The sequence below is a fragment of the Pseudomonas sp. OE 28.3 genome (assembly GCF_014268205.2).
Taxonomy (GTDB): Bacteria; Pseudomonadota; Gammaproteobacteria; order Pseudomonadales; family Pseudomonadaceae; genus Aquipseudomonas; species Aquipseudomonas edaphica.
In genome coordinates, this window is record NZ_CP077082.1 from 3,701,401 (window position 1) to 3,725,107 (window position 23,707).

At 61.2% G+C, this 23,707-nt stretch carries 19 protein-coding genes; 11 read left to right on the top strand and 8 right to left on the bottom strand.

The features are described from left to right. Positions 1-228: 228 nt before the first annotated feature. Positions 229-1,128: a LysR family transcriptional regulator gene (locus tag HU759_RS16590; RefSeq protein WP_017137479.1), complete on the top strand. Its 900-nt coding sequence runs from the start codon at positions 229-231 to the stop codon at positions 1,126-1,128. On the opposite strand, the gene HU759_RS16595 is transcribed toward HU759_RS16590, so the two are convergent. The 4 genes from HU759_RS16595 to HU759_RS16610 are packed head-to-tail and all read right to left on the bottom strand — an operon-like array spanning position 1,115 to position 7,352. Then, entirely contained in the window at positions 1,115-4,009 is a 2,895-nt protein-coding gene (locus HU759_RS16595; protein WP_186618356.1) for a bpX6 domain-containing protein, read from the bottom strand. The two genes, HU759_RS16590 and HU759_RS16595, sit on opposite strands and share 14 nt — an antisense overlap. Beyond that, on the bottom strand, positions 4,002-5,807 hold the full coding sequence (locus HU759_RS16600; protein ID WP_170037727.1) for a hypothetical protein: 1,806 nt from the start codon (positions 5,805-5,807) through the stop codon (positions 4,002-4,004). The genes HU759_RS16595 and HU759_RS16600 overlap by 8 nt, the downstream gene beginning before the upstream one ends. Next, positions 5,794-6,240, bottom strand: a complete 447-nt coding sequence (locus tag HU759_RS16605) for a hypothetical protein (protein WP_099549617.1) — start codon at positions 6,238-6,240, stop codon at positions 5,794-5,796. Before HU759_RS16605 ends, HU759_RS16600 begins: the two co-directional genes overlap by 14 nt. Then, positions 6,237-7,352, bottom strand: coding sequence for an AAA family ATPase (locus tag HU759_RS16610; protein WP_170037729.1), 1,116 nt, complete (start codon positions 7,350-7,352; stop codon positions 6,237-6,239). Before HU759_RS16610 ends, HU759_RS16605 begins: the two co-directional genes overlap by 4 nt. A gap of 90 nt (positions 7,353-7,442) precedes the next feature. Here HU759_RS16610 and HU759_RS16615 point away from each other — a divergent pair, with 90 nt between their 5' ends. From HU759_RS16615 to HU759_RS16640, 6 genes are all read left to right on the top strand, one after another. Continuing rightward, entirely contained in the window at positions 7,443-7,931 is a 489-nt protein-coding gene (locus tag HU759_RS16615; RefSeq protein WP_017137484.1) for a GFA family protein, read from the top strand. Between the two features lie 94 nt (positions 7,932-8,025). Next, positions 8,026-9,849, top strand: a complete 1,824-nt coding sequence (locus tag HU759_RS16620; RefSeq protein ID WP_017137485.1) for a serine hydrolase domain-containing protein — start codon at positions 8,026-8,028, stop codon at positions 9,847-9,849. A gap of 79 nt (positions 9,850-9,928) precedes the next feature. After that, the gene (locus HU759_RS16625; RefSeq protein ID WP_225932996.1) at positions 9,929-11,473 is read left to right on the top strand and encodes a TolC family protein; all 1,545 of its coding nucleotides are present in this window, start codon (positions 9,929-9,931) and stop codon (positions 11,471-11,473) included. Next, positions 11,473-12,603 (top strand): ABC transporter permease, encoded by a 1,131-nt coding sequence (locus HU759_RS16630; protein ID WP_169986306.1) that lies wholly within the window; start codon positions 11,473-11,475, stop codon positions 12,601-12,603. The genes HU759_RS16625 and HU759_RS16630 overlap by 1 nt, the downstream gene beginning before the upstream one ends. An 8-nt stretch (positions 12,604-12,611) precedes the next feature. Beyond that, the gene (locus HU759_RS16635) at positions 12,612-13,349 is read left to right on the top strand and encodes an ABC transporter ATP-binding protein (RefSeq protein ID WP_099549613.1); all 738 of its coding nucleotides are present in this window, start codon (positions 12,612-12,614) and stop codon (positions 13,347-13,349) included. Next, positions 13,346-14,251, top strand: a complete 906-nt coding sequence (locus tag HU759_RS16640) for an HlyD family efflux transporter periplasmic adaptor subunit (protein WP_170037731.1) — start codon at positions 13,346-13,348, stop codon at positions 14,249-14,251. Before HU759_RS16635 ends, HU759_RS16640 begins: the two co-directional genes overlap by 4 nt. Positions 14,252-14,287: 36 nt before the next feature. On the opposite strand, the gene HU759_RS16645 is transcribed toward HU759_RS16640, so the two are convergent. Both HU759_RS16645 and HU759_RS16650 read right to left on the bottom strand, forming a co-directional pair. Further along, the gene (locus HU759_RS16645; protein ID WP_017137490.1) at positions 14,288-15,565 is read right to left on the bottom strand and encodes an ATP-binding protein; all 1,278 of its coding nucleotides are present in this window, start codon (positions 15,563-15,565) and stop codon (positions 14,288-14,290) included. Further along, a complete protein-coding gene (locus tag HU759_RS16650; protein ID WP_017137491.1) occupies positions 15,566-16,273 on the bottom strand; it encodes a winged helix-turn-helix domain-containing protein in 708 nt (235 codons plus the stop codon). Positions 16,274-16,839: 566 nt separating this feature from the next. Here HU759_RS16650 and HU759_RS16655 point away from each other — a divergent pair. After that, the gene (locus tag HU759_RS16655; protein WP_099549611.1) at positions 16,840-17,097 is read left to right on the top strand and encodes an AMP-binding protein; all 258 of its coding nucleotides are present in this window, start codon (positions 16,840-16,842) and stop codon (positions 17,095-17,097) included. 28 nt (positions 17,098-17,125) lie between these two features. Beyond that, positions 17,126-18,325 (top strand): MFS transporter, encoded by a 1,200-nt coding sequence (locus HU759_RS16660; protein ID WP_170037732.1) that lies wholly within the window; start codon positions 17,126-17,128, stop codon positions 18,323-18,325. Here the strand turns inward: HU759_RS16660 and miaE are convergent. After that, entirely contained in the window at positions 18,281-18,883 is a 603-nt protein-coding gene (gene miaE / locus HU759_RS16665) for a tRNA isopentenyl-2-thiomethyl-A-37 hydroxylase MiaE (protein WP_170037734.1), read from the bottom strand. The two genes, HU759_RS16660 and miaE, sit on opposite strands and share 45 nt — an antisense overlap. 149 nt (positions 18,884-19,032) lie before the next feature. On the opposite strand from miaE, the gene HU759_RS16670 reads away from it, so the two are divergent. Further along, complete coding sequence (locus tag HU759_RS16670) at positions 19,033-19,896, top strand: universal stress protein (protein WP_138453854.1); 864 nt, start codon at positions 19,033-19,035, stop codon at positions 19,894-19,896. A 131-nt stretch (positions 19,897-20,027) separates the two neighbouring features. Here the strand turns inward: HU759_RS16670 and HU759_RS16675 are convergent, their stop codons facing one another. Next, positions 20,028-20,498 (bottom strand): DUF1289 domain-containing protein, encoded by a 471-nt coding sequence (locus tag HU759_RS16675; protein WP_017137495.1) that lies wholly within the window; start codon positions 20,496-20,498, stop codon positions 20,028-20,030. Positions 20,499-20,892: 394 nt separating this feature from the next. Here HU759_RS16675 and acnB point away from each other — a divergent pair, with 394 nt between their 5' ends. Beyond that, on the top strand, positions 20,893-23,502 hold the full coding sequence (gene acnB / locus HU759_RS16680) for a bifunctional aconitate hydratase 2/2-methylisocitrate dehydratase (protein ID WP_017137496.1): 2,610 nt from the start codon (positions 20,893-20,895) through the stop codon (positions 23,500-23,502). Positions 23,503-23,707 lie beyond the last annotated feature (205 nt).

A 23,707-nucleotide genomic window follows, 5' to 3' on the forward strand; every position in this document is an offset into this window, starting at 1 on the left:
ATTTGCATTTCAATAAACCAGCGTTCGGTTATGCTGAACGCTAGCCATGAGTACCACTCCATCCCCTGTGGGAGCTGGCTTGTTGTGGCGAGGGAGCTTGCTCCCGTTGACTGCGCAGCAGTCTCCGGCTTTTTGGGGGCGCTTCGCACCCCAGCGCAAGCAAGCTTGCTCGCCACAACAAGCCAGCTCCCACACTTGAACCTCACCGTTGCCAAAATAGGGGTTTGCATGCATTTCGATCTCGCCGACCTGCGCCTGTTTATCCACATCGCCGAATCCCCCAGCCTCACCCAGGGCGCCAAGCGTGCGTTCCTCTCGCCGGCCGCCGCCAGTGCGCGGATCAAGGCGTTGGAAGGCCAGCTGGATACGCGCCTGCTGTACCGCGACAGCCGTGGCGTGGAGATCACCCCGGCGGGCGAGCGGCTGCTGCACCATGCGCGTCTGATCATGCGCCAGGTGGATTACCTTAAAAGCGAGTTCACCCAATACGGCGTGGATTCGGCCGGGCATATCCGCATCTTCGCCAACACCACGGCGGTGACCGAGTTTCTGCCGGAGGTGCTGGCGGGCTTCCTGTCCCAGCGCCCGGGCGTGACCGTCGACCTGCAAGAGCGTTTATCCCGCGACATCGTACGTGGCGTGCTTGATGGCACCAGCGACATGGGCATCATTGCCGGGCCGGTTGAGGCAGCAGGTTTGCAGGTGTTGCATTTCAGCACCGATGAATTGGTGTTGATGGTGCCCGTGGGCCACCCATTGGCCGACCAGTCTTCGGTGACGCTGGAGCAAACCCTGGCCTACCAGCACATCGGCCTGCATGAAGGCAGCACGTTATTGAGTTTTTTGCGTGAACACGTCGATCGCCTGGGCAAGCAGTTGTCGCTGCGCATTCAGGTGTCGAGCTTCGAAGCGATCTGCCGAATGGTCGAGGCCGGCGTGGGCATCGGCATCATTCCCGAATCCGCCGCCGTGCGGCACAGCAGGACCATGCAGTTGGTGACGGTGAAGCTCGATGAGCCATGGGCGATTCGCGAACGCAGTATCCTGGTGCGCGAGCTTGAGGCATTGCCCGGCACCATTCGGGCGTTGATCGCCACCTTGATGCCGGACACACTCAGTGCAGGCTGATGTTGCGCTGGCTGGCGTTATCAATATTGATATGGCTCAGCCGGCCCTGCCCATCGAACAGCAACAGATCAGACCCGAGGCGGCGAAGCTGGGCCGGCGATTGCGGCCAGTGCAACGTGACGCAAAGCCGATCGCTGGCACGGTGGATCACGTGCCAGCAGGTGTCGTGCTCCTCAACCCGATAACTGATCAGCAACCAGTCCTCAAATAGAAACGGGCTGACGGACTCATCCCATTCTTCTTCCGGTAAGTTGCCAGGCAGTCGGTAGCGCTTTCGAACCCCGTGCTGCTTCAGTATCAGCGTGGGTGTTCCATAGTCGTGCTTGATCCGATACTGCGCCGATTCAGCGGTGGCACTGGGAACCTGGAAGTCCGTCGCGACGATGTCAAACGCGCTTTCGCGGCTGACCAAACGCCGCTCCGGCAGACGATAATGCCACAGCATCAGGCACCCGCCCGGCGCCGACAGCCACAGGTATTCATTGTGTTCATCCACCTTGATGGCACGCACCGACTCCGGTAGATCACTCACATGCCAGAGCGTTTCAAAGCCACGGTCAACATCCACCACGCGCAACTGCGGGCCTTTGCCGATGGTCCAGTTGCTGCCATCAAACGCGTGTGCAAAGACATCCATGGCCAGCATACCGAGGTCTTTGGCGACACGATTGACCAGGTCCAGTTTGCTCACGCGCCATACATTCCCCCGCCAGATCAGCACCAACGCAACCTGTCGGCTATGGGCAATCACGATTTTCTGCGCCGGTACAGCAAAGTGAAACAACGTTGTGCCCGCCGCATCCACCACCATCACACCCGACTCGCCCAGCGCCACCAGGTAACGCTGGTCTTCCAGCGGCGCCGCGTCGAAAATCGGCCGGCTGCCAGCCGCCGGCGCAGCCCACTTGCGGGTGTCGCCCAAGTGCTCCAGTGAGACCACAGGCGTACGCTTCAGGGCTTGGCCCGGCAAGTCCGCCTGAAGCGCTTTATCGCGACTCATCTTGACCAGCGCTTGTAACTGGTTATGGGTCAGTTGGCCTTGATCGCTGAATTGATCGGCCAGAATCGCGTGCACAGTGGCACCTGCCAGCCAGGCCAAGGCGGTGGTGTGTGCCTTGTGTTGCAACAACGCCTGCGCCAGGGCGGCGCGTTCCCCGGCGCGCGCGGGGTCGTCACGCAATTGCTCGACCCACGGCCCGTAAGCGTGCAGCGTTTCGGGCAACAGGACCGCGCGTTTAACCAGCGCCTCAATGCCCAAGCGCCCGCCGGCAGCCTCGGCGTTGAGCAGCCATTGCGCGGCGCGTGGGCGCTCTGCAGGCAGGCTCCAAATAACATCGACGGCTTGCAACCACAGGCCTTTGGCGATCAACGACTCGGCCCATTCCAGGCGCAAGCGGTCGGCGGCTTCCGGCGACTTGGCCTGGAGCATCACCACGGCGTCAGCAAACGCATTGTCGCGCCGCGCCACCAGCACGGCGCGCTGCCACTGCTCGGCCAGGCACAGCAAGCGCACGATCACCGCAGGCGGCATGTCCCACGCCAGGGCCAGGTCAGCGGCCTGCTGATAGCGCGCGTGTTTCTCCAGGTAATCGAGAGCTTGCTGATGCTCCTTGAGCAATTCGGCAAGGACAAACACCGCTTCCTCGATACGACCGGCACGGTCCAGGCGTTCAAAAGTCTGGCGATACACCTGGCGCAAATGCTCGGTCAAGTCGTCTTCAAACAGCATCGAGCGCGCGGGGCCAGCCTTTTGGCTGAGGCTCAAATCCTCGCGGCGCTGTGGCGTACCAAAGCTCTGTTCACCGCTGGAGGCAGCGCCGTTCAAGGGGATCGCGTGGCGCAAGGCTTCTTCGAAATTGCCGTCTTCGAACATCTCCAACATGCGCTGCATGTAGGCGGCCTGGCGTTTGCCATACAGTTTGGACAGCTGGGAATGCTGGGTCAGCCGGGTCAACAAACGGCGCCACGCGGCAGGTTTATAACTGCGCGGGGTGGCACGCGCAGCGATGCCTGGGTTAGCGGGTGCGCGAGCCACCGGCCGGGGCGCCGCTTGGGCGGGGGCAGACGCGCCACGGTGCAGGAAGCGGTTCAACCCGTACAACAACGCGGTGATCACCACCATCCAGATCACGGCGCCCAGGAGCATGCCGCCGAAGGACTGTGTGTGCTCGGCCAACAGCGCGGCGGGCTCGCTCTGGCCGAAGAGGCGGACCAGCCCACCCAGCAGTACCAGGCCGATCACGATTTTCAGCACCGGGGAAGAGACTTCGCGGGCGCTGTTTGCGTTGTTTTGCGCAGACGCCGCGCTGGCGCCAGTCCCTTTACTCGACGTGTGACGCGGGCGCTCCAGCAGTGCTTGCATGATTGCTTCGCGCTCCGGGCTGACGGGCTCCAGTGGCCCACCGAGGATTTCACGCAGGTCGGTGACCACCGCCTCCGGCAGCGTTGCCGGCAACGGGGTATGGCAGTCAAAGGTGTCGAGCAGCGTGTAGGTACTGATGTCGAGCCACAGCCCAGGCGTCAGCACGTGTGCATCGCGCAACTGCAATGCATGGATCTGGCTGCCGCGCACCAGCCACAAGTCGGCAACGGGCAGCCCGCGCAATTCCTCAGGGTGCAGCGCGGCAGACGACAAGCCCAGGCCCTGGCGGATCAGCGGCCAGCCGTGCAGGCTTTCGCAGTGTACCGGGCAAGGTGTGTGGAACTGCAGCAAGTCGCCGTCGGCAAAACGGTAGGCACGCGCGTCGACTTGCCAATACTTGAGGATCAGGCGCCTGCGCTCGCTCTCATCAAAACGCTCGGCGGCAAACCATAGGCCGTCAATCTGTTGGTGCCCGGTGAGTACCGGGCGGCGAATCAGCATCCGTTCTGGCTCATGCATTGGCAGCTTCCTGGGTGAGCTGCGGAGCCTGGTTGCACATCACTTGCAAACGCATGGAGCGCTCGCAAACCGAGTAAACCAGTAATTCGCGGTCAGTGGTCAGTACGGCGATCAAGCCGCTCATGGGGCAAAAGCTCGCGCGGGCAATTGGCGCCGAGGTGGTGAACAACGTGCGCTGTTGCCCCTCGGCGTACAGCCCGACGCTGTGCTGGTTCGGCCCCAGCAGCACCAGTGAGTAAGCCGGCCGTTGGGCGTACGTATAGTGCAGGCCGATGGCTTTCCAACCGGGCGCCAAGTCGATCTGTTCGTGTTTCGCCGGAAAGCTTTCATGGGTCACCAGGCGCCAACTCTGGTAGCCGTCCTCGGTGGTCAGCAGCGCGCAACCACCGCAGTACTGGCGCCAGTAAAAGTTGGCAGCCAACAATACCTGGCTGACGCCCGCTGCCGAGCCGACCGCATGACCATTGGCGCGTAAACCGTCAGCAGACCCGGAATACGCGACAATCTGCCCGCCTTCTCTGCGCGCATAAGCGATGGTCAAGGGGTCGACCTGCAACAGGCTCATCACGTCATCCGCCACCTGGCAAAGTTGACGCGACTTCCAATAGGCAAGCCGCCCCTGGCTGTCGAGCAAGTACACACGCACGGCGTTCTGACTGTGCAGCCAGACACTCGGCAGGAACGTCGCGGTGCCCGGTGGCAGTTGCAGCTGTTCACGGGCGGGCTTGTCGACGGTGGGCATACCGGGAATGTTCCAGAACGTCAGGCTGTCGTTGTCGCTCAACACGGCACCGAGGCTGCGGTGGTGAAAGGTGGTGCTCAATACGCGCTGATGCTTGCCCCACAGACGGCGTCGAACCTCCAGCGACTTTTTCTGGTTTTTGTGCGGCAGCTTGATCACCACCATGCCCGCCTCATCGAGCAGGCGCAGCGCCACATAGTTACCGGCGCTGGAGATTACCGGCGGCAAGGTCAAGGCTACGCGTGGCACCGCACGTGCGAGATTCGGCGGCGGCGCCTGGACTTCATCGTCGAACTGGCCTTTGAGCAGTTGCACCGCGTGCGCCTCATCCGGCATAGGCAACAGCACGCGCCGCACAGAACCGGCTTGCAACTCGAATGACAGGCTGTGCCCATCCAGGCTGCGCTGCACCTGCACCCGGTGCGTACAGGTCTTGGTCGTGTCCTTGGGCAAGCGTTGCCCGACTGTCCAGCACTCACCCAACGTCTCACCCTGCGTGGCCAGCCATTCCTGCCAGGCTTGCCAGTGCGCCGGGGCGACACTTTCATAGGTGCGCGCCCTGAGCAGTTGCTTGAGCTGCCCCGCGCTATCGAACTCATGCAGCAGCGGCGCGCCTTGCAGGATCCCCCAACGCAACTGCGCCCCTGCCTCCTCGGCACGCCGGGCCAGCAGCATCAGCAAGGCGATATGCACCAGCCGCGCGGCGCCCCATTGCAACGGGCCGGCGTCGAACAGCACGACAATCAGGCGGTTGGCTTCACGGGCGCGGTACTGCGGCGCCAGGAACATATGCTCGCCGCCGACAGCCCTGCGCATAAACTCATCCGGCACTTCATCGGCCAGCAGCCATTCGCTGGAAAGCAGGCGCTCGTAAGGCCCACGGCGTTGCAGATCGCCCACGCCATCCGGCTCAGGCACCCCGCCTTGCTGCCTACCGCGCAGTGGCCCCAGCACCGGGTTAAGCCGCCCAAGCAAGTCGGCGAACAGCGGCAGGTGCTGCGGCGCAAACCACTCCAGCCACTGGCGCCAGGGTTGCAAGGCTTCAGGCAGTTGCATGGCGGGTGCCCCAATTCGTCGCGATGCGCTGAAGGTGTTCAACCGTCACCGGCAACAGGCGATCCAACGGCACTACAACTTGCGGTTCGCGCCACAACAGCAAGGGCGAGCGCTTGAAACGTGCCGACAGCGTCTGGCCGAGCAAGTCTACCGGCACTGTCGGCTCCCAACTGGTGGGCAGCCATACGCCAGGCGCGCCGGGGTGTACTGCGGCGTATTCGACACCGTCGACCCACGGCAAATCCGCCACCGCCCCAGTGACGACCAATACATCGCCATTGGCGGTAGCGTGCAAGCGGGCAGCCTGTTCATCTGCGAGCAGCAGCAAGCGCGCAAGCAAGCGGCGCGCGGCGTCGCCCCATCCGACGGCTGCTTGTGGCTCGGCAGGCACCGGCCTTGGGCGCCAGGTCCAGGCGTAGTGGTCTGCACTCATGGCGTCAGCATTCGGGACAGTTGCCCGCGTACCTGCTGCAAGGTTTCCGGCATTGTCTCGCTATTGAAGTTGGCGTCGATCTCGCGCAGCAGCCCTTCGAGGACCGGGCTGTCGGGCGGCTCGCTGCGGGCCAGGTAGTCTTGCGCAGTTTCCAGCAAGCGATTCAAGCGCGACATCGGTTGCAAGGTGGCCTCTTCGACCGCACTGAACAAATGGCTGTTGCTGGACGCGGCAAACAGGTCGCGCAGCACCTCGCGGCCATGCTGCTGAGTCTCTTTAGTGGGCAGCACATACAGCAGGGGCCATAGATCCGCGTCGCTGGCTTCCAGCCGCCCGCCCAGCAACGCGGCGGCCGCGATCAGCCGTTGAGACTTGACGATACGGCGGTCCGATAACGCTATGCCGGCTTCGCGCAGGCGCCGAATCGCCTGGGCCAGGGCTGGACGCACCGCGCCCAGGTCGACGTTTTTCAGGGCTTGGCTCAGCGTATCCAACTGGGCCAGACCCAGTAACTGTTGCACCGGGCGCTGCTCCGACTGCCAACCGCCCGCCAGCATGGCTTCCAGTTGATTGTCCGGCACCGAATCGACGAACAGGTGCAACAGGAAGCGGTCGCCAAACGCCGCCAGTGCCTCATCGTCCGGCAAACCGTTGGCCGCGCCGACACACACACGCAGCGGACATTGAATTTGAGTATGACCCCGGCGAAAGCGACGCTCGTTGAGCACGCCCAGCAAGGTATTGAGAATGGCGGTCGAGCCCAGGAAGACTTCATCGAGAAACACGATATCGGCCTCTGGCAGCATGCCGCTGACGTCGGTTTCCACCGTGCCTTCACGCAATTTCTTCAGGTCTACGGCACCAAAAAGCTCCGACGGCTCAGTGAAGCGCCCCAGCAAGTATTCGAAGTAACGCCCACCCATGGACTGCGCCACACGGCGTACCACGGCGCTCTTGGCCGTGCCAGGCGGGCCGATCACCAGAATGTGCTCTTGGGCGACCGCCGCCAGCACAATCAGCTCGGCCAATTGCTCGCGCCCGATCAATCCTTCGGTCGCCTTGCGCACAGCGTGGCGGATTTGCGTGGCAGCGCTTTGCAACTGAGCAATCATGGGTGTCTTCCCTGAAACCAAAGCAGAGAATCTTGCCTGAGGCTAAGGTATTAGCAAAGTGTTGTTACACACTCTTAGAGGAGCCAGCCCATGCAACTCGAAGGATCCTGCCATTGCGGCGCCGTAACATTCAGCCTGAACAGCCAGCATCCCTACCCGTACCAGCGTTGCTATTGCTCGATCTGCCGCAAGACCCAAGGCGGCGGCGGTTATGCGATCAACCTGGGCGGCGACGCCAAGAGTTTGAAGGTACGCGGGCGCAAGCTGATCTCGGTCTACCACGCCAGGCTCAAGCCCGAAGGCGCCAGCCGCGCGCATGCGAGCACTGCCGAACGGCATTTTTGCTCGCAATGCGGCAGCGCCTTGTGGCTGTTCAGCCCCGAATGGCCAGAGCTGATTCACCCGTTTGCTTCAGCCATCGACACGCCATTGCCGGTGCCGCCCGAGCACACGCACCTGATGCTCGGCTCGAAGGTGCCGTGGGTCGAAGTCAGTGTGCACAAAGGCGATTTGCAGTTCGACGAGTACCCCGAAGAATCTATCGCCCAGTGGCATGAGCGTTTGGGGCTCGCGCGTTAACACTCTTTGACAGTTTCTCGACAAAGCTCTCAAAGATTGTTGGCCAGCATCGCCTTAGCATTCGAGCATCCAAACCACCATTCGGGTGCTCTTCATGTTTCGCACATTGCGCGGTATTCCGTTATGGGGTTGCCTGCTCGGCACGCTCGGCTGCCACGTGCAGCCGCCTGCCCCGCCCGCGATTCCCAAGGGCGATTACGGCGCGATCATCCGTTACCTGCAAGCGCGCATCCCCAAGGACCTGGCCCGCGAGAATGTGCCCGGTTTGTCGATTGCGCTGGTCAATGGCCAGGAGCTGATCTGGGCGCGCGGCTTTGGCCTGGCCGACAAGGCCCAGGGTGTGCCGGTGACCGCCAACACGGCGTTTCGCGCCGGCGGCATTTCCAAGTTACTGACGGCCACAGCGGCCATGCAGTTGGTCGACCAACAGCGCCTGGCCCTCGACGCGCCGATCCAGCAGACCTTGCGCGAATTCTACGTGCGTTCGCGCTTTCACACTGACCAGGCCGCCGCCGACCGCGACATCACCCTGCGCCGCCTGCTCAGCCATCAATCCGGCTTGCCCAGCGAGCACCTGCGCGACGTGCGCAGCACCTACGCCATGGGCCAGATGCCGATGCGGGTGTCGGGTGTATGGCTGAGCAGCCCGCCGGGCTCGCAGGTGGCGTATTCCAACCTCGGTTATTCGCTGGTCGGTGCGGCCATCGAGCGCAGCAGCGGCAAGAGTTTTGAAGCCCAACTGCAAAGCCGCCTGCTCAAGCCCCTGGAGATGAACCAGTCGAGTTTTGTCGGCACCGGCACGCAATTGAGCTTTCGCGCCCTGGGCTACGAAGACGGCGTGGCAAGTACCGATGCACAGGTGCGTGACCTTGCCGCCGGCGGCTTGTGGGCCAGCCCCAAAGACCTTAGCCATTATGTGCAGATGCTGTTTGCCCACGGTCTCTATAAGGGCAACCGTGTGCTTGAGAGCCCGTCGATTGATCAGATGTTCACCCAGCAAAACACCGGCAATGCCCTGGACTTCGATTGCCAGATGGGCCTGGGCTGGTTCCTGGCGCCCTGCGGCGATGAACCCGTCGCCCCCGGCGTGCGCACTTACCAGCACAGTGGCGGCGGCGATGATTTTGCCGCGCAGCTGAGCGTACTGCCAGACCAGCAGTTGGCGGTGATCATCATGGCCAATGACAGCAACGCCGAAGAACTGGTCGCGCGCCTGGCCACCGAGACCCTGCGCCTGATGTTCCAGGCGCAAACCGGGCAGTCCGTGTGCGCCGACGACTGCCAGGCGCCCAGCCATGGGCTCAAGTTGCGCCAGGTGCCCGCCGCCGTCGACCGAAAGCGCCTGGCCGGGTTTTATGCCACGGCCTGGGGCGTATTCCGGGTCAAGGATGAGGGCGATCGACTGAGCGGTGAGCTGGCCGGGTTTGACTTCGAGTTGTTGCGCGACGAACACGGCTGGCTGCGCGCGCAGAAAAAAGTCCTTGGCTTTTGGCTCAAGGACTTGGGTGAGCTGGGCCGCGTGCAGCTGGACGTGGTCACGGTGCAGGGCCGCCAAGTACTCACGGCCCGCAGCCATGGCCAACGCCTGGCCATCGGCGAGCGCATCGACCCGCCGCCGCTGCCGCTGGCGTGGGCCAACACCATCGGCACCTACCAGGTGCTTAACACCCACGAACCCGACGCGCCGTTGAGCGGTATCAGCGTGCGCCTGGAAGAAGGCTTTCTGGTGATTCGCGGCCAATTGCACAACGAGCCGCTCACCGACTACATCCTGCTTCCCGTCGACAACGCCCACGCGGTGCTGGCCGGCAACGGCTACGGCCTGGGCGACACGGTAAGCCGCCAGGTAAACGGACTCAGCGCTTCGGGTTACTCCTTCAAACGCACGCAATCGCGAGATAAACCCTTGAGTTTCTGAACCTGGGCTGAAGCAAAAGCCATCATTGCGCACCAATACAATTTACCAACAGAACTGAACACCCCCTGCCGCTACGTTGGTGCTCGAACGCTTCATTCAATATCAACCGATCAGTGACATCGTGCATTGGCGCGCCGACCAACGCGCCCATCGCATGAATACCGCAGTATCCGTATTTAACCGGGGAACGACCATCAAGCCTCTTAACCGATCGCATGCCTTTCGATCGCTATGCGCACTCTCGTTAGTGTCAATGGCGCTTGCAGGATGCTCAACAGCCCCCCTGCCGGTATTGAAACCGTCTACACCGGAGCAATGGCGCAACGTCCAACCTTCTCTTGCGCCGCCCCAACCCGACCTGAACCAATGGTGGCATGCATTCAACGACCCCCAGCTCAATGCGTTGGTGGATCGTGCACTGCAAAACAACCTGAACGTCGCCGTAGCGGTGGAGCGCTTGCGCGCCATCCGGATTATGAGCCAGCACGCGCAGTCCCCTTACCTGCCCTCGCTGAGTATAAAAACCAAGGATGCCGTCAGCCCTGATACCAGTACTTCTTATTTCCTGATCGGCTTCGATTCGGTCTGGGAGTTGCCATTGTTTGGCATGCAACAAAGTGCCGAGCGCCTCGCCCAAGGGAACCAGGCATTGGCGGATAACAACCTGCGCACCCTACAAGTTTCATTGGTGGCTGAAGTCAGCCGGCGCTGGATCGAATTGCGAGCAGCCCAACAAACGGAGCAGACCCTTGCAACCCTGCGCGAAGTTGGCCATGGAAAACTGGCACGGCTGCGCGCCCGGGAACAGCTCGCACTGGCCTCCTGCGCAGACGTTGCCGCTGCACAGGCTGAACTGGCCCTCGCTGAAATGGCGCTGACGCGCGTGCACCAGCGGACAAACCGCAGCGCGCAGCAATTGGCATTATTGTTGGGCCAGAGCGCGCCCGACCCTCTTTGGCTGCAACCGGGGCGGCTACCGACGCTCGGTGACTGGCAGCTCAATAGCGTTCCCACAGACCTGTTGCGCACCCGCCCGGAAATTGCCGGCGCCGAAGCCTCGGTGATTATCGCCGCCGGTGAGCTGGGCATGAGCCAGGCCGATATTTACCCGCACATCAGCTTCGGCACCTCACTGCAGTGGTCGCTCAATATCGCCAGCAACCGCAACAATACCCCCAATGGCAACAGCATCTTCTCGGCGGGCCCCGGCATCAGTATTCCCTTGTTCGACTGGGGCCTGCGCGTGGCGGCTGCGAAAGCCAAGGACCACCATCTGCAGGCCGCCGTCCTCGGGTATCGCCAAGCGGTGCTGGAGGGGGTTGCCGAAGTCGAAAACGCCTTGGGTGACCTGGAGCAATTACGTGCACGCGAACAATTGTCCCGTCAGGCCTATGCCGCCAGGCAAACCCAGCTTGGCGCACTGCAACAACGGGCAGCGTTGAAGCTCTTGAGTCCATTGGACCTGGTAGAAGCGCAGGTTCAGACACTGCATGCGCAGCAACAAGTCGACCGGGCCGGCACCGAGCGTGCCATTGCCTACGTCGCACTCTACAAGGCACTCGGCGGCGCACCGTTGCCAAGCGCTGCACCTCAGACAGCCACGCGCCATAAGGAGACTGACTGATGGTTGCGCTTGCACGCCTGACGCTGATCCATGAATGGCGGCGCTTCCTGCCAGCGATTATTGCAGTGGGCTTCGCAGGGCTGCTGCAACTGCTTCAGACCGCGTTGGTACTGGGTATCTTCAGCAGCGCCAGTGTGTACGTCACCGGCTCGCGCGCCGACCTTTGGGTGGGCTATCCCGGCACCCAAAGCGTCAACCTGGGTCGACCGATCGATGCCGGTGTAGAGATGCGTATACGCATGGACCCCGATGTCCTCAGGGTCGAGCCCTACCGCTGGGTGGATGCTGACTGGCGGGGTACCCAGGACACAGGTGGAGTCTCGGTATTTGTTTCCGGTATCGACGCAGACCCACAAGGTTTGATGTTCGCCCGCTTACTGCCCGGCTCGTTGCGGGCACGCCTGAATGAACCGGGAGCGGTCATCGTTGACCGCGCCGACCTCGACAGCCTGGGCCTTGATCCTGGAAACGCGGCCACTATCAACGGCCACCGGGTGCATGTAGTCGGCGTCATCAGCGGATTACGCGCACTGGGTGGGGTTAACGTGATTGCATCGTTAGCCACGGCCCGCCAGCTGGATACGAGCGCCGATACAGATCGCATAACCTACTGGGTGGCTAAGGTCCGAGACCCAAGTCAGGCGGACGCGGTTGCAGCACGCATCGACGGCAGCCCGGCATTCGGCAAATACGCGGTGTGGACCGCAGCGCAGTTCAGCTACCGCTCGCAGATGCATTGGATGTTCGACACCGGGGCCGGCGCGGGTGTGTTGTTTTTGGCAGTGATCGTGTTCCTGGTAGGGGCGGTGATTACCAGCCAGACCCTGGTGGCGGCCGTGATTGGATCGATCCGCGAATACGCAACCCTTAACGCCCTCGGCGTCGGCGTCACGTCTCTGCGCAAAGTCGTGATGGAACAAGCGTTCTGGGTGGGCGCCCTGGGCTTGCTGGGCAGCACTGGGCTGACCGGTCTGTTCTTCGCCCTGGCGCATTACTACAACGTTCCGATGACTCTTTCCCCCGTCGCAGCCCTGGCCTGCCTGCTCTTGAACATGACCCTGGCCCTGGTTTCCGGCCTGGCCGCGATGCACTCATTGCGTCATGCCGACCCAGCAAGCCTTTTGAGATAGAACCCACGATGACCACATCCTTCACCCTGCATGCCACTGGCATCGGCAAGGCATTTGTATCAGGCCAGGTTATGACCCCTGTACTGCACGACATCACCCTGGCAATAAGGCCCGCGGAACTGACCCTGATCGCGGGGCCATCCGGTTGCGGAAAAAGCACGCTGCTGGCGATTCTCAGCGGCTTGCAGCAACCCGACCAAGGCCGTGTGGAGGCCCTCGGGCAAAGCCTGGGAACGCTTGCCCCACGGGCGCTGGAGCATTTTCGACTGCATCACACGGGTTTCATATTCCAAGGCTTCAATCTGTTCCCGGCGCTGACGGCCTTGCAACAGGTCGAGTTGCCCCTGAGTTACCTCGGGCTCACTTCGCAGGAAGTGCGCAGGCGCGCGACTCAGGCTCTGGAAGATGTAGGCCTCGGTTCGCGCATGGCCTTGCGCCCGGCCGCGCTGTCCGGGGGAGAAAAACAACGGGTGGCTATCGCCCGCGCCGTGGCGAAGGCGCCCGAGTTGCTGTTCGCAGACGAACCCACCAGCGCCCTGGACGCGGCCAACGGCCAGATCGTGATCGATATCTTGCACCGTATCGCCCGTGAACGCGGCACTACGGTGCTGTGCGTCAGCCACGACCCGCGTTTGATCAGCCACACCGACCGTGTATTGGCCATTGAAGACGGCCGCATCATCAGCGACTCCCACCATCACCTGCGGCCCGCCAGCCCTGCCGCCCCCCAGGAACACTGCGTATGAATGTCCGCTCCCTCTCCCCTTGGCTGACCCTGTTCAGTGCCTGTTTGCTCCTAAACGGCTGTTCACGGGAGGATACGCCGGCTCAAGCCACGGCCTCGTCGCCGACTTACCTGGCAGTGGCTCGCGGCCGCGTCGATGTCGAGGGTGGCCTGCTCAACCTGCAGTTTGCCCGCGATGGCGTGGTGGCCGAGATCAAAGTCAAAGAAGGTGATTCTGTAAAAAAAGGCCAACTGCTCGCCTCCCTGGACAGCGAACAGGCGCGCCTGGCCGTAAGTGCCGCGCTTGCCGACCAACAACAGGCTCAAGTGCACGCCAGGCACCTGCAAAGACAGTTCAACTTTGCCGACCAGAAAGCCACGCGCCTGTCAAAGGCGGCCGCGGCTGGAGCCGCAGATGGCCAGAGTGCCGATGATGCGCGCGAGGCCGCCGAGCAACTGCGCGACGCTATTGAAAAAAACCAAGGACACCTCGAAGCCGCCACAAGAACACTCACCGGTGCGCGCTACGAACTGACCCAGCGCAACCTCTATGCACCGGCGGACGCCGAAGTCGTGCGGCGCCTGACCCAACCTGGCGCTACCGTTTCATCGGAGTCAGGGCCTGCCTTCGTGTTGCTGCCGAACGAGGTACGCATCGTGCGAGCCGAGCTCAACGAGTCGTTTATTGCGCAGGTCCACGCCGGTATGAAAGCCGATATATCGACCGAAAACGGCAACGACCAACCGTCGCTGTCCGGTCATGTGGTGCGTATCAGCTCCGTGCTGGGTAACAGCACGCTTGAAGGCGACCCACAGGCACGAGCCAATATGCGTACCGTGGAATGCATAGTAGCGTTCGAACAACCTGCACCTGCGTCACTGCGTGTGGGCCAGCGCATGCTGGTACGGTTCGGGGCACCTTAAAGCCTTTGGCGGCTGCCCGCGACCGCCGGCAACCGCCTACTCGCCATACGCCCACGTCATCCGAAACGACGCCCCGCCCCACTCCGAGTCCAGCACTTCAACCTGCCCGCCATGCCACTGGCTGACGCGTTTGACCAACGCCAGGCCCAAGCCAAAGCCGCCGGTGCGGCGATCGCGGCTGGCATCCAGGCGCAGGAAGGGTTCGAAGATTTTGGAACGGCCCTCCATCGGCACACCTGGGCCATCATCATTGACCCGCACTTCGTAACCATTGCCGAACTTGACCAGCGACACTTCTACACGGCGCTCGGCATAACGAATGGCATTGCGCAGCAGGTTGATCACTGCGCGCGCCATAAAGCGCGGCTCGATCTGGATAAAGTCGACGTCACAGGTGCGCAACGAGAGCTGCACACCCGCGGCTTCAGCTTCCAGGGCCACACTGCCGATCACACTATCGAGCCAGCTATGCGCTTCGATATTTTCCCGGGTGACCTGTGTGGCGCCGCGCTCCAGGCTGGCATAGGTCAACAACTCAGACACCATTTCTTCCAGTTCGCCAAGGTCGGCGTACATATCGGCGATCAATTCGCGGCTCTGGCGTGGGTCGGCCTGTTGCTTGAGTTGGTCCAGCTCAAACGACAAGCGCGCAATCGGTGTGCGCAACTCATGGGACACCGCGTTGGTCAGTTCACGCTGGTTGGCGATCAGGCTTTCGATGCGCTCGGCCATCTGGTTGAAGTGCCCGGCCAGCTCACGCACGGTGGAACGGCGCGGCAGCAGGATGCGCGAGCCGAGGTCGTTATCGCCAAAACGCTGCGCGGCCAGGCGGATATGCTCCAGGTCGCGCCAATGCGGGCGTACCCAAAAATACAGGACGATGGCCAGGCTCACCCCCAGGAAGCCATAGGCCCACAGGTACAACCATTTGGGCTCTTCCGGCAGCTTGATCTGCAACAATTGCGGGCCGCCATCAATGGTGGTCAGGAACTCCATGAAGTCGCCGCGCACCACCAGTTGGCCGCCCGCCAACAGTTGCTGTTCGCGGTCATTGAGCGCCAGCGTGTCGCGCGGCACCAGCTTGAGGCGCAAACCATAATGGGGTTGCAGCTCAGCCAGGCGCGCATCGCGGGCCGCCCCCTGCACCGGGCGCAGTTGCTCGACCAGGCCATAGGCCGGCCCGCGCAAGGCTTCACGGTTATAAACCTCGTTGGCCTCGGGCAATAACTCATCGAAGGTGTAGTTGACCAGCCAGATTGCCCCGGCCAACCCCAGCGCCAGGATCACATACAGGCGCAGAAACAGGCGCAGCATCTAAACCTCCCACGCAAACGGATTGAACAGATATCCCTTGCCCCAGATGGTCTTGATGCACACCGGTTCGCGCGGGTTGTCATTGAGCTTGCTGCGCAATTTGCTGATGTATACGTCGACACTGCGGTTCAGGCCGTCGAAGGCAATACCGCGCATGCGGTTGAGAATGTCGTCGCGCGAAAGGATGGTTCCAGAGTGACTGGCCAGCAGCCACAGCAACTCGAACTCCATGGTGGTGAGGTCGATGGCCTCACCGCCCAGGCTGACGCCCCGGCAACTGCGATCAATCGACAAGCGGCCGAACTCCAGCGCACCGCGCACCGTGGGCTCCGGCACCTGGCGGCGCTGCAGCGCGCGCAGGCGGGCTAGCAATACCGGCGGCTTGATCGGTTTGATCACGTAGTCATCGGCGCCCGACTCCAGGCCCAGGATGTGGTCCAGGTCGTCTTCCTTGGCGGTGAGGATGACGATGGGCGTGTCGGACACGCTGCGAATCCCCCGGCACACGTGCAGCCCGCTCTGGCCCGGCAGCATCAGGTCGAGCACCACAATTTTCGGCTTGAAGTCGAGAAACGCCGCCAAGGCTTCATCACCCCGGTGCACCACGCGCACCTCGAAACCATGTTGCGACAGGAAATGCGCGATCAGCCCTGCCAGCTTTTCATCGTCCTCAACGAGCAGGACCTTGCCCAGACCCAGGTTTTCCATAAGTTCTCAGTGTGGATGCGCGGATTGAAGTGGGAGCATTATAGGTGGCAAGCTGGCCTGTAAAGGTACTGGGCGCGGCAAAAAAAGCCTTTCTGTGGGGCTTTCGAACAACCTTCATGTTTTTAAAGGTTTTTAACATTTCACCCGGAGTTTTTAACGTATCAAATCGCGGCGTTCGCAGCCTTGCCCAAGAAAGATCGTGATTTTTCTGACAGCCATAACTCACGTCATTTTCGGAAGTTTCGACACTAACATTTATTGAGTAAACGCCTTAAATTGTCACGACACAGTGACAAAACAGTGACGCGGCCGTCGTTGACAGCCCAACAACGCCAATGAAACTATCCATGCACTTTTCAGCGACACCTGGCGGTGAAAGTCATGGAAGATAATTAAAATAAATATCAAAGGAGTTGATATTGTGCACCCGCAACTTTTATCGATTGCTACCCCTGGCGCTTACCTCAGCGCTTTATTCAAACACAGCCTTTATTTAATTTAGCGAACCGCTCTCACACAGCCGTTCTGTCTTTATTTAAGCGTGTTATTGAATACAGGTACACGCCATGCTTTTGTATCACGAGGTCATCGAACATAACGCCTCCCGCCACCCGCACAAGTGCGCTGTTGCGCTCGATGCCGTCCATTACAGCTATGGAATGCTTCAAGCAAGAACGACACAAATAGCCCGACTGCTGGTCGCCAGCGGTGTTCAACCAGGCGATCGCGTCGCCCTGTATTCACCGATCTGCATCGATCTCATTGCCGCTTATCTCGCCGTCCTGCGCGTGGGCGCAATTACGGCGGCAACGCACCCCACTTGACGCTTTGATCGATTGAAACGAGAGCACCATGCGCAAGGACTACCTGGCTTTTTTTATCTCGCTGTTCATGTCGCGGCTGGCGGACCAGATTCTGTTATTTATCGTGCCACTGATCGTGTTCCAGACCACCAACAGTGTGTCGTGGGCGGGGCTGGCGTTCTTCGTCGAGTCACTGCCGCGTTACCTGGCGTTCCCGGTGTGCGGTGCATTGTGCGACAAGTTCTCGCCGGTGCGCATTCTGCATATCAGCCAGGTTTACCGCGCATTGGCGTGCGTGGCGGCGGTGGCGTTGTATGGCGTGTTCGACGGCATCTATTGGTTGGTGATCCTGTCGGCGCTGTGCGGCGTGCTGACAACCCAGGGCATCATGGCGCGCGAAGTGGTGATGCCGCATATCTTCAAGCATTACACCTATGCCAAGACCTTGTCCTACTCACAGATCGCCGACCAGAGCGGCCTGGTGCTGGGGCCACTGGTGGCGGCGCTGATGCTGGAGGTGTGGGCGTGGCCGTGGGTGGTGGCGGGCATTGCCGGGCTGTTTGTGCTGGCGGACCTGGCGATGCTGGTGTGGCAGCGCAACACCACGGTCAGCCTGGAAAGCTTTGAGCAGCATCAGGATATCTGGCTGCAACCGCTGCGCATTGCCTTCGGGCATATCCGCAAACTGGCGGAACTGAAGCGGGTCATTGCCCTGGCGGTGGGCGTCAACTTGATCATCGGAGTCACGCTGGCGACGTCTGCGGCCATGGTCACTGGCCTGTTCGACGCCGGCAAAGATGCCTATGCGTTGTTGCAGGCTGCGGGCGCAGTGGTGACCATCGTTATTCTGTTTTACTTGGCGCGTTCCAGCCTGCCGTTGAAGCTGCTCGGCGGGCTGTCTTATTCAATGATCGCGGCGGGGGCACTGGTCATGGCCGTCAGCCCTAACCTGTGGGCTTACACCCTGGGGTTCCTGCTGATCACCGGCTTCGACAAGATGTTCAATGTGTACATGCGCAGCACCCGCCAGCGGGTGATTCCGGTGCAGGACTTCGGCAAGACAGTGGGCGTGATCACCTTGCTCAATAACCTGGCGCAGCCGCTGGCGGGCCTGTTGATCGCCGTGCTGGCGGCGCCGCTGGGCACGCAAACGGTGATCCTGCTGCTGGCCGGGATCACCGCGCTGATCGGCGTGGCCGTCGCCTCAGGCTGGCACGCCACTGTGAAAGCGGAACTCGATGTCGGGTGACTGGATCAGTTCCTGCTCGGCGGCGCGCACCCGTTCTATCACCTGGGCGATGTCCTTGGCGTCGCCGTACTGGTAGGCAAGCTTCAGGTAACCCTGGAAGTGCCGGGCCTCGCTTTTGAGCAAACCGAAGTAGAACTTGCCGAGTTCTTCGTCCAAATGCGGCACCAGGGCTTCGAAACGCTCGCAACTGCGCGCCTCGATAAAGGCGCCGACCACCAGCGTGTCCACCAGCTTGACCGGCTCGTGGCTGCGCACAACCTTGCGCAAACCCGAGGCATAACGGCCGGCATGCAGTTGGCGCAGCTCGATCTTGCGCTTTTTGATCAGGCGCATGACCTGTTCGTGGTGCACCAGCTCTTCACGGGCCAGGCGCGACATCATGCTGATCAGGTCCACGTGGGCGTGGTACTTGGCGATCAGGCTGAGGGCGGTGCTCGCGGCTTTGAATTCGCAGTTCTTGTGGTCGATCAGCAGGGTGTGCTGATCGGCCAACGCGGCCTGGACCCAGGCGTCGGGGGTGCGGCAGCCGAGGAATTCGTGGATTTCGGGCAGGTTCATCGGGCTCACGGGCAAAAGGATCACAAAAGGCCGGCGATTATACCGACCCCGCCGCAGACCACCAGCTACTGGCCTTGATGTGCATCAACATGACGTCTGGCGGGCAGCAACTATAGTTGTTCCAGGCCCACCCTTTGGAGACCCCGACCATGCAAGCCATCCGCAGCATCCTGGTGGTTATCGAACCCGAGCATTCCGAAAGCCTCGCGCTCAAGCGCGCCAAGCTGATTGCCGGGGTCACCGGCGCGCACCTGCACTTGCTGGTGTGCGACAAAAAGCACGAGCATTCGGCGCTGCTCAGCCTGCTCAAGTCCGGCCTGCAGGAGGACGGCTACAGCGTGACCACCGAGCAGGCGTGGAATGACAGCCTGCATGAAACCATCATCGACGTGCAGCAGGCCGAAGGCTGTGGCCTGGTGATCAAGCAGCACTTTCCGGACAGCCCATTGAAAAAGGCCCTGCTGACGCCAGCAGACTGGAAACTGCTGCGCTACTGCCCTACGCCGGTGCTGCTGGTAAAAACCTCGACGCCCTGGGCCGGCAAGGTGGTGCTGGCGGCCATTGATGTGGGCAACACCGACAGCGAACACCAGGCACTGCACAACGCTATCGTCGACCATGGGTTCGATATTGCAAGCCTGGCCAAGGCCCAGTTGCATGTGATCAGCGCTCACCCGTCCCCCATGCTGTCAGCAGCAGACCCGACCTTCCAGCTCAAGGAAACTATCGAGGCGCGCTATCGCGAGCAATGCAAGGCGTTCCAGGCCGAGTTTGATATCGACGACACCCACTTGCACATCAACGAAGGCCCGGCGGATGTGTTGATCCCCTATGCCGCGCGCACACTGCAAGCGGCGGTGACCATTATCGGCACAGTGGCGCGCACCGGGATTTCCGGAGCGCTGATCGGTAATACGGCGGAGGTGGTGCTGGATGCGGTGGAAAGTGATGTGCTGGTGCTCAAGCCGCAGGCGTTGATGGATCACCTGGAGGAGTTGGCCACCAAGGCCTGACGTAGCCTCTTCAGACTATGGAGATCAAAGGTGGGAGCTGGCTTGCCTGCGATAGCGACCTTTGAGTCAAAACACCTTTGGCTGATCTGCCGCCATCGCAGGCAAGCCAGCTCCCACATTGACCTGCGTGGTCAGTGTCCCAGTGCGTCTCTCAGGAACCCCGGCGCGATATAGCGTTGGTAATGCGCCTCGGACAAGATAAAGAACTCTCGATCGATGGCATCGCGCAGTTCCGGGAGTGCCCACTCACGAAACTCCGGCAGCAACACCATGCCATAGGCTTCAAGGTTGGAAATCACCCGCGCGCCTCGGGCGATCAACTGGTAGGCCCAGCAGTACTCGGACTGGTGCGGCACGAAGCGAATCTTGCGCAGCTCAAGCTGCCCGCGCAGCATCTTGGGGTCGAAGACTTCCAGTTTGCCGGCCATCACTTGCACCAACAGTTGCTCCAACCGCAGCCATACCGCACGTTTTTCTTCTTCGTTATAGCCATTCCACTGAATCACTTCATGGTGGAAGCGCTTGCAACCGCGGCAGACGAGATCGCCGTAAACCGTGGAGCACAGGCCGACGCAGGGGGTCTTGATGGCTTGGTTGGACATGGGCAATGCACACAAATCAGCGAAACAGTGCGCCATGTTAGCCCTTTGTCTAAGGTTGATCACCCAGCAAACTTGGCTAGGTAACTTACCTTTAGATTTTTTTTGCCGTAGAATCATCCGGCCTTGTAAGGCGCCAATAATCCGCTGGAAGCTGTTTTCAAAGCGTCACGAGCACAGTCGTTCCTTCAGAACGGTGTTGGCGCAGGTTCGACCCGGTAGGTCAGAGCCCGCGCCAACCCTCATCAGCTCCGTTCTGCAGGCGTAAAACTTTGAAAGCAGCTTCTGTGAGGAATGCCGGCAGCGCTGGCTTTGCGGCCCAAAAAGCCCCCGAGCGCATGCGTGCCGTTCATTTCTGGATGAGCGTCCCGTGGGACCACTGATGAGGGTAATAACTGTGCTTGAAGCCTACCGCAAACATATCGAAGAGCGTGCAGCACTGGGTATCGTTCCCCAGCCGCTTAACGCCGAACAAACCGCAGGCCTGGTCGAGCTGCTGAAGAATCCTCCGGCTGGCGAAGAAGAATTTCTCGTTGACCTTATCACCAACCGCATTCCACCAGGCGTTGACGAGGCTGCCTACGTCAAGGCCGGTTTCCTGTCCGCCCTGGCCAAGGGCGAAGTCACTTCTCCCCTGATCGACAAGAAACGCGCGGTTGAACTGCTTGGCACCATGCAAGGCGGCTACAACATCGTGACGTTGGTCGAGCTGCTGGACGACGCCGAGCTGGCCCCTGTCGCTGCCGCCCAACTCAAGCACACCCTGCTGATGTTCGATGCGTTCCACGACGTGGCCGAAAAAGCCAAGAACGGCAACGAACATGCCAAAGGCGTGATCCAGTCCTGGGCTGACGGCGAGTGGTTCCGCAACCGCCCAACCCTGGCCGACAAGATCAGCCTGCGCGTCTTCAAGGTCACCGGCGAAACCAACACGGACGACCTGTCCCCTGCCCCGGACGCCTGGTCCCGCCCTGACATCCCGCTGCACGCCCTGGCCATGCTGAAAATGGCGCGCGAAGGCATCGTGCCGGACGAGCAAGGCAAAACCGGCCCGATGAAGCAGATCGAAGAAATGCGCGGCCAAGGTTTCCCGATCGCCTACGTCGGCGACGTGGTGGGTACCGGTTCGTCGCGTAAATCGGCAACCAACTCGGTACTGTGGTTCTTCGGCGACGACGTACCTTACGTGCCGAACAAGCGCGCCGGCGGCTTCTGCTTCGGCAGCAAGATCGCTCCTATCTTCTACAACACCATGGAAGATGCTGGCGCACTGCCAATCGAATTCGACGTCACCAACATGAACATGGGCGACGTGATCGACCTGTACCCGCATGCTGGCAAAGTCTGCAAACACGGCACCGACGAAGTCCTGACCACCTTCGAAATGAAGACCCCGGTTCTGTTGGACGAAGTTCGCGCCGGCGGCCGTATCCCGCTGATCATCGGTCGCGGCCTGACCGACAAGGCGCGTGCTGAACTGGGCCTTGGCCCTACCGACCTGTTCAAACTGCCTGAAGCACCTGTCGACACCGGCAAAGGCTTCACCCTGGCACAGAAAATGGTCGGCAAGGCCTGCGGTCTGCCAGAAGGCAAAGGCGTTCGTCCTGGCACCTACTGCGAACCGAAGATGACCACCGTAGGTTCCCAGGACACCACCGGTCCAATGACCCGTGATGAACTCAAGGACCTGGCGTGCCTGGGCTTCTCGACCGATCTGGTAATGCAGTCCTTCTGCCACACCGCGGCCTACCCTAAGCCGATCGACGTGACCACCCACCACACCCTGCCTGACTTCATCATGACCCGTGGCGGTGTTTCGCTGCGTCCAGGCGACGGCATCATCCACAGCTGGCTGAACCGTATGCTGCTGCCGGATACCGTCGGTACCGGTGGTGACTCCCACACCCGTTTCCCGATGGGCATCTCGTTCCCGGCCGGTTCCGGTCTGGTCGCGTTCGCCGCAGCCACTGGCGTAATGCCACTGGACATGCCGGAATCGATCCTGGTGCGCTTCAAAGGCAAAATGAAACCTGGCATCACCCTGCGTGACCTGGTTCATGCCATTCCTTACTACGCGATCCAGGCTGGCCTGCTGACCGTAGAGAAGAAAGGCAAGAAGAACGCCTTCTCCGGCCGCATCCTGGAAATCGAAGGCCTGAACGACCTGACGCTGGAACAAGCCTTTGAGCTGTCCGACGCCTCGGCTGAACGTTCGGCTGCCGGTTGCACCATCAAGCTGTCCAAGGACTCCGTCACCGAGTACCTGAACTCCAACATCACCCTGCTGCGCTGGATGATCGGCGAAGGCTACGGCGATGCACGCACCCTGGAACGTCGCGCCCAAGCGATGGAAGCCTGGGTTGCCAACCCGGAGCTGATGGAAGCCGATGCCGACGCCGAATACGCCGAAATCATCGAGATCGACCTGGCCGAAATCAACGAGCCGATCCTCTGCGCACCGAACGACCCGGACGACGCCCGTCTGTTGTCCAGTGTTGCCGGCGAGAAGATCGACGAAGTGTTCATCGGTTCGTGCATGACCAACATCGGTCACTTCCGCGCTGCCGGTAAGCTGCTGGAGCAAGTCAAGGGTCAGCTGCCAACCCGTCTGTGGCTGTCGCCGCCGACCAAGATGGACGCTCACCAACTGACCGAAGAAGGCTACTACGGCATCTACGGCAAGGCTGGCGCGCGCATGGAAATGCCGGGCTGCTCGCTGTGCATGGGTAACCAGGCACGTGTAGAGCCGAACTCGACTGTCGTATCGACTTCGACCCGTAACTTCCCGAACCGTCTGGGTGATGGCGCGAACGTCTACCTGGCTTCGGCAGAACTGGCGGCAGTTGCCTCCACGCTGGGTCGCCTGCCGACCGTCGAAGAGTACATGGGTTACGCAGCGAAACTGGACACCATGGCCAGCGACGTTTACCGCTACCTGAACTTCGACCAGATCGCCGAGTTCCGCAAAATCGCAGCAAGCGCCAACATCCCGGTGATTCAAGCCTAAGATGTTGTGATTTAAAAAACGCCGCGCATCGCAAGATGCGCGGCGTTTTTTTATGCCTGGAATACGAGTATTCGTCACACTGATAAACAACTGTGGGGGCTGGCTTGACTGCTGTGGCGGGCTTTTGGTGGTGTACATATCCATTTCTTTGATAGCGGCGACCTATGGTTCCGCTCTTACAGCGGGTCACTTTTGGCAAACGCCC